1 protein-coding gene and 1 CRISPR repeat array are annotated in these 6,329 nt (G+C 50.3%); the gene reads right to left on the bottom strand.

Annotated features, from left to right (window positions below; all coding sequences use genetic code 11):
- Positions 1-236 (bottom strand): transposase family protein (locus SY1_RS08930; RefSeq protein ID WP_208873516.1); only part of this gene is annotated, 236 nt, incomplete at its 3' end.
- A 112-nt stretch (positions 237-348) separates the two neighbouring features.
- A CRISPR array of direct repeats spans positions 349-6,294; the repeat unit is 30 nt; unit sequence GTTTCCATCCCTCTAAGGAAGTTTAGGAAG.
- Positions 6,295-6,329: the final 35 nt, after the last annotated feature.

The following is a 6,329-nucleotide window of genomic DNA, read 5'->3' as shown; positions in this document are numbered from 1 at the left end:
CACCTGGCCGTAAGGTAAGCCTCATACTGAAAGAAATTGAGATGTCTCCAGGTCTTTTCCGCAGTATCGTGAACTTTCCGACCCTCTGCCCCGCATTCGGGACAGGTGAATTTAGAGCCCTTTTGAAAGTCCAGGTGGATATCAAGCCTCTTAGCTGCAGGGTCCAACTCCAGGGATTTGACAAACCACGGCGACGATATCCCAAGCGCTATTTGAAACAGTTCGATGTCCTTCATAATGTTCCAAGGATATCATAATGGTAGCCTTTTATAAACCACCCACTCCTTCTAGCGAGGAGCCAGTTTAGGAAGGGTTTATGACGCCTACCATGGAAAAACTCAGTCGTACGTTTCCATCCCTCTAAGGAAGTTTAGGAAGCATCGAGGACGACCTGTGCGCTCCGGAGTACTTCTAGTTTCCATCCCTCTAAGGAAGTTTAGGAAGCTTCGTCTGTTCCGCCAACAAAGTACGGACCTTGAGGTTTCCATCCCTCTAAGGAAGTTTAGGAAGGAGGGGAACGATCAGTACGGCGCGCAGAACCGCATGTTTCCATCCCTCTAAGGAAGTTTAGGAAGACTATCAGCGCGGTAAAGAAGAATGGACAACTTCTGGTTTCCATCCCTCTAAGGAAGTTTAGGAAGGAAATCGCGGCTGGAGGAAGGATTTTTCGGGGGCGACGGTTTCCATCCCTCTAAGGAAGTTTAGGAAGCATGATGGAATACTGGCCCTGTTGGCTCGTGAGCCGTTTCCATCCCTCTAAGGAAGTTTAGGAAGGCTGGAACCATCGTTGTACTGAATCCTCATCACAGCCGGTTTCCATCCCTCTAAGGAAGTTTAGGAAGAAGATGCGCCGCCCGCACATCGTGCCGCTGGCCACAGTTTCCATCCCTCTAAGGAAGTTTAGGAAGCGTACCGTCACCACCTTTCGTTCCGTCTCTCGGACGAGTTTCCATCCCTCTAAGGAAGTTTAGGAAGAGGGTCGCGGGCTTCACGTCGTGCACGAGCCCGTCGAGTTTCCATCCCTCTAAGGAAGTTTAGGAAGCATTTCCCACCTCGATTTTATTCTCCGAAAAGGCGTGCTGTTTCCATCCCTCTAAGGAAGTTTAGGAAGCGGGGCAAAGCATGGGCGAGTACTTGCGGGAGCTGGTTTCCATCCCCCTAAGGAAGTTTAGGAAGGAATCAGTGGCGGGCTGTTGTAGATGAAACACTCATGTTTCCATCCCTCTAAGGAAGTTTAGGAAGTGATTTTTTGGATTGAACCGGTACGTCCGGCCTGTGGGTTTCCATCCCTCTAAGGAAGTTTAGGAAGGGCGAGACGGGCATCCGACACAATGAGGTCTACGACCGTTTCCATCCCTCTAAGGAAGTTTAGGAAGCGCGCTCAGCTGCAGGTTCGCCCCGCTCTGCGTCCCCGGTTTCCATCCCTCTAAGGAAGTTTAGGAAGGGTTACTTGGAGATGGGCACTGGCCTGATGAAAGGAGGTTTCCATCCCTCTAAGGAAGTTTAGGAAGTACCATAACAAAGACAAGGATAATTTCCAGTCCATTGTTTCCATCCCTCTAAGGAAGTTTAGGAAGTGCCCAATCTTCAATTTGTTTTTTAAATTTTCCTTTTGTTTCCATCCCTCTAAGGAAGTTTAGGAAGTGTGACAATTTTCCCCACACAATTCTCACCTTTCAGTTTCCATCCCTCTAAGGAAGTTTAGGAAGCTAATATTTCCTATTTACCATTACAAGATGAACCAGAGTTTCCATCCCTCTAAGGAAGTTTAGGAAGATATATGGTACTCCTGTTAATGGTTTTCAAGAAACTGTGTTTCCATCCCTCTAAGGAAGTTTAGGAAGTATCCCCGTCGCAAAGGGTGGCAGTAATGAAATATTGTTTCCATCCCTCTAAGGAAGTTTAGGAAGTATGCTTGCCTTCGGTCAACTTCTCTGCCTTGAACATGTTTCCATCCCTCTAAGGAAGTTTAGGAAGCGGGGCGAAAGCCCCTGCGCTCGTAGTACCTCACGGGTTTCCATCCCTCTAAGGAAGTTTAGGAAGGTGGTAAGAAAATGGGTGTTGTTTGGGGAGATTATCAGTTTCCATCCCTCTAAGGAAGTTTAGGAAGTTCCTCTCCCGCCGGCAACGCGTTCCTTGCTTCTGGTTTCCATCCCTCTAAGGAAGTTTAGGAAGGGAATCATCCGGCCCACCGGACGCCCGGACTTGGAGTTTCCATCCCTCTAAGGAAGTTTAGGAAGGTCCAGGCCACGCAGGACCGTCTTTCGCCCTCACCGGGTTTCCATCCCTCTAAGGAAGTTTAGGAAGTGGATTCCCAATTTCCTGAAACACCAGAACCCACAGTTTCCATCCCTCTAAGGAAGTTTAGGAAGGTGACCTCCTTTATCGCCGACGAAAACGCGCTATACGTTTCCATCCCTCTAAGGAAGTTTAGGAAGCCGTTCGTTCGTAGATTTTCGCGTCTGTTGACGATGCGGTTTCCATCCCTCTAAGGAAGTTTAGGAAGCCTCGTCCTGCTCGTACTTCCGGGTGGGGTTGAGCCCGTTTCCATCCCTCTAAGGAAGTTTAGGAAGGCTGATTGTCAGGACGATGGCGTGTGTCCCTGGATAGTTTCCATCCCTCTAAGGAAGTTTAGGAAGAGTCCAGCAGTACCAAGGATTTAGCTATCAGTAGAGCGTTTCCATCCCTCTAAGGAAGTTTAGGAAGGCTCGTCTTCATGGTCCCCGGAGCCCCGGTGAGGACGGTTTCCATCCCTCTAAGGAAGTTTAGGAAGGGCTTCATACCGGGTCTTAGGCGGCAGGGAGCTCACGGTTTCCATCCCTCTAAGGAAGTTTAGGAAGGGTATTTCCATCTGGAAATACGTCGTCGGAAACACGTTTCCATCCCTCTAAGGAAGTTTAGGAAGCCAATACGCTCATGCTGAACACGACGGCAGCCTCAGTGTTTCCATCCCTCTAAGGAAGTTTAGGAAGTGGGACCACTTCACAGGGAGCGCCTCACGCTTCAATGGTTTCCATCCCTCTAAGGAAGTTTAGGAAGCAATTAAATGTTGAAATTGGGTTGTTATTTTTATTGTTTCCATCCCTCTAAGGAAGTTTAGGAAGATCGGCGCCGGTCGTTCGGCCGGACCTCACGTACGAGGTTTCCATCCCTCTAAGGAAGTTTAGGAAGACGTCCCCCTGCTACACATGAGCGTGGCGCACGCCGAGTTTCCATCCCTCTAAGGAAGTTTAGGAAGGATGATCTCCAGCCCTGGGCGCGTGATGCGCACCAGTTTCCATCCCTCTAAGGAAGTTTAGGAAGCCCCGCTTCCCAACAGGGACGGCAGGAACAGCGCCCGAGTTTCCATCCCTCTAAGGAAGTTTAGGAAGTCGAGAAACGTCCGCCGTCCGGGAAGACTGTGGGTGTTTCCATCCCTCTAAGGAAGTTTAGGAAGACCATGCTTGAGCATGCTCAAGTATGGTCATATTGAGTTTCCATCCCTCTAAGGAAGTTTAGGAAGTTTGATGCCCAATCGTTATGCTCCGTCCAGTCGTGGTTTCCATCCCTCTAAGGAAGTTTAGGAAGGCCCTTCGGAATCTTCACCGAAAGGGCCCCTACTTGTGTTTCCATCCCTCTAAGGAAGTTTAGGAAGCCAGAGGCTACTCCAGCCACGGACGCGGGGATCAGAGTTTCCATCCCTCTAAGGAAGTTTAGGAAGGCTCGCGCAGTTTGTGGAATGGCTCGTGGACGAAGCTGTTTCCATCCCTCTAAGGAAGTTTAGGAAGCCATCCCCATGTTGTTGCTGTTTTGAATTGTTTACCGTTTCCATCCCTCTAAGGAAGTTTAGGAAGGACCGAAATCCCGAACTCCTCCCGCAGGAGCTGCACGTTTTCCATCCCTCTAAGGAAGTTTAGGAAGTGAAGGGACAAGAGAGATAGAGCCTACCAGATGTTTGTTTCCATCCCTCTAAGGAAGTTTAGGAAGCATAGGAGGGAATTGAGATGGAAAAGCGGTTTGTACGTTTCCATCCCTCTAAGGAAGTTTAGGAAGCCCTGCGTCAGATCGTGCTGGAGGGCGTGTTGGTGGTTTCCATCCCTCTAAGGAAGTTTAGGAAGTCCTCCTGTGGTTACGGGGCCACAGGGGGAGTATGGGGTTTCCATCCCTCTAAGGAAGTTTAGGAAGGCGGCACAAAATATTCTGAGCTTCCTCGACCAGCCGAGTTTCCATCCCTCTAAGGAAGTTTAGGAAGGAGAACCCCTTGCCCGAAATATGCTCTTGTGTCAGCTGTTTCCATCCCTCTAAGGAAGTTTAGGAAGAGGCGGGGTCATTATACCCCGTCTCCTCCGAAAGAAGTTTCCATCCCTCTAAGGAAGTTTAGGAAGCCGATCTGCCGGATAGATGCGGTCCCGCCGTCGTAGGTTTCCATCCCTCTAAGGAAGTTTAGGAAGCGGGGGCGTCGCACCGTGAGGCGGTGCCTGATGAGACGTTTCCATCCCTCTAAGGAAGTTTAGGAAGTGCCGTGATAGGCAATCCTCTCATGCAGGCCGTTCCAGTTTCCATCCCTCTAAGGAAGTTTAGGAAGGTGAGCTGGACGGACGGAGAGAGGAGGTCCGGGACCGGTTTCCATCCCTCTAAGGAAGTTTAGGAAGTCACCGGAAGGGAGCGGGAAGTACCTCGTGTTCTGTGTTTCCATCCCTCTAAGGAAGTTTAGGAAGGCCCCCGTTTCTGTAGGATTCCTCGTCAAGCCAGTCGTTTCCATCCCTCTAAGGAAGTTTAGGAAGGGAGAGCCAAGCCAGACTGATCCCCGCGGGAGACCAGTTTCCATCCCTCTAAGGAAGTTTAGGAAGGTGAGCTGGACGGACGGAGAGAGGAGGTCCGGGACCGGTTTCCATCCCTCTAAGGAAGTTTAGGAAGGCCCCCGTTTCTGTAGGATTCCTCGTCAAGCCAGTCGTTTCCATCCCTCTAAGGAAGTTTAGGAAGGGAGAGCCAAGCCAGACTGATCCCCGCGGGAGACCAGTTTCCATCCCTCTAAGGAAGTTTAGGAAGCCCGCCGTACATGCAGGCTTCGCTGACAAGAGGCAGCTGTTTCCATCCCTCTAAGGAAGTTTAGGAAGGTCGCCGATCTCGAATCCAGAACCTTCAGCAGCACTTGGTTTCCATCCCTCTAAGGAAGTTTAGGAAGGGGTGGCGAAGGACGTGTGCGACGTGCTGGAGCTCTCGTTTCCATCCCTCTAAGGAAGTTTAGGAAGGGGAAACCTGTCGAGGACTGGGACTATCTCGACCAGGTTTCCATCCCTCTAAGGAAGTTTAGGAAGCTTCGCTCATAACCCCAACCCCTTCGGATTTTTGTTTCCATCCCTCTAAGGAAGTTTAGGAAGGAGGCGGGGTCATTATACCCCGTCTCCTCCAAAGAAAGTTTCCATCCCTCTAAGGAAGTTTAGGAAGGTCAGTTTCGCCCAGAAGATATGACGAGGAAACCTGTTTCCATCCCTCTAAGGAAGTTTAGGAAGTGGTCCCCGCGCCAGACCGTCTTGCTCTTGATATCGGTTTCCATCCCTCTAAGGAAGTTTAGGAAGTTGGCTGCGCGCTCTCCGAATACCTTGGAAGCATCGGCGTTTCCATCCCTCTAAGGAAGTTTAGGAAGAACACTAAGCACCTTCAGTGCGCACCCGCTTCACTGTTTCCATCCCTCTAAGGAAGTTTAGGAAGATGGTTTGCAAGATGCTATAACGCCACCGTGGTTTACGTTTCCATCCCTCTAAGGAAGTTTAGGAAGTCGAACCAGTGGCGGGCTGTTGTAGATGAAACACTCATGTTTCCATCCCTCTAAGGAAGTTTAGGAAGGCGTATGGCTCATGTGTTCACCTCCCTTTCTATCTCCGGTTTCCATCCCTCTAAGGAAGTTTAGGAAGTGGACTACAAACCGGAGGAACAGGCTGAGTTCTTCTTGTTTCCATCCCTCTAAGGAAGTTTAGGAAGTGGACTACAAACCGGAGGAACAGGCTGAGTTCTTCTTGTTTCCATCCCTCTAAGGAAGTTTAGGAAGGTCCATGACGTCTTCCTTGCGCCAATAGGCTATCGGGGTTTCCATCCCTCTAAGGAAGTTTAGGAAGCTCGGAGACGATGACGGTCAGGCCGGAGCTGGTCCTGGTTTCCATCCCTCTAAGGAAGTTTAGGAAGCACGTGTCCAGGCGCCCGCTTCGGTCCTTCGCCTGCGTTTCCATCCCTCTAAGGAAGTTTAGGAAGGAGCCCTCGTCCTAGTTTCAGCACTTATTTCTTCGAGTTTCCATCCCTCTAAGGAAGTTTAGGAAGCGGCGGCGATCAGGCGCGCGTTGGCCTGCCCCTCT

Origin of the sequence: Fretibacterium fastidiosum (assembly GCF_000210715.1) — a bacterium.
Classification (GTDB): Bacteria; Synergistota; Synergistia; order Synergistales; family Aminobacteriaceae; genus Fretibacterium; species Fretibacterium fastidiosum.
The sequence above is the reverse complement of the archived record's forward strand: the minus strand, read 5'-3'. Positions and strand labels throughout refer to the sequence as shown.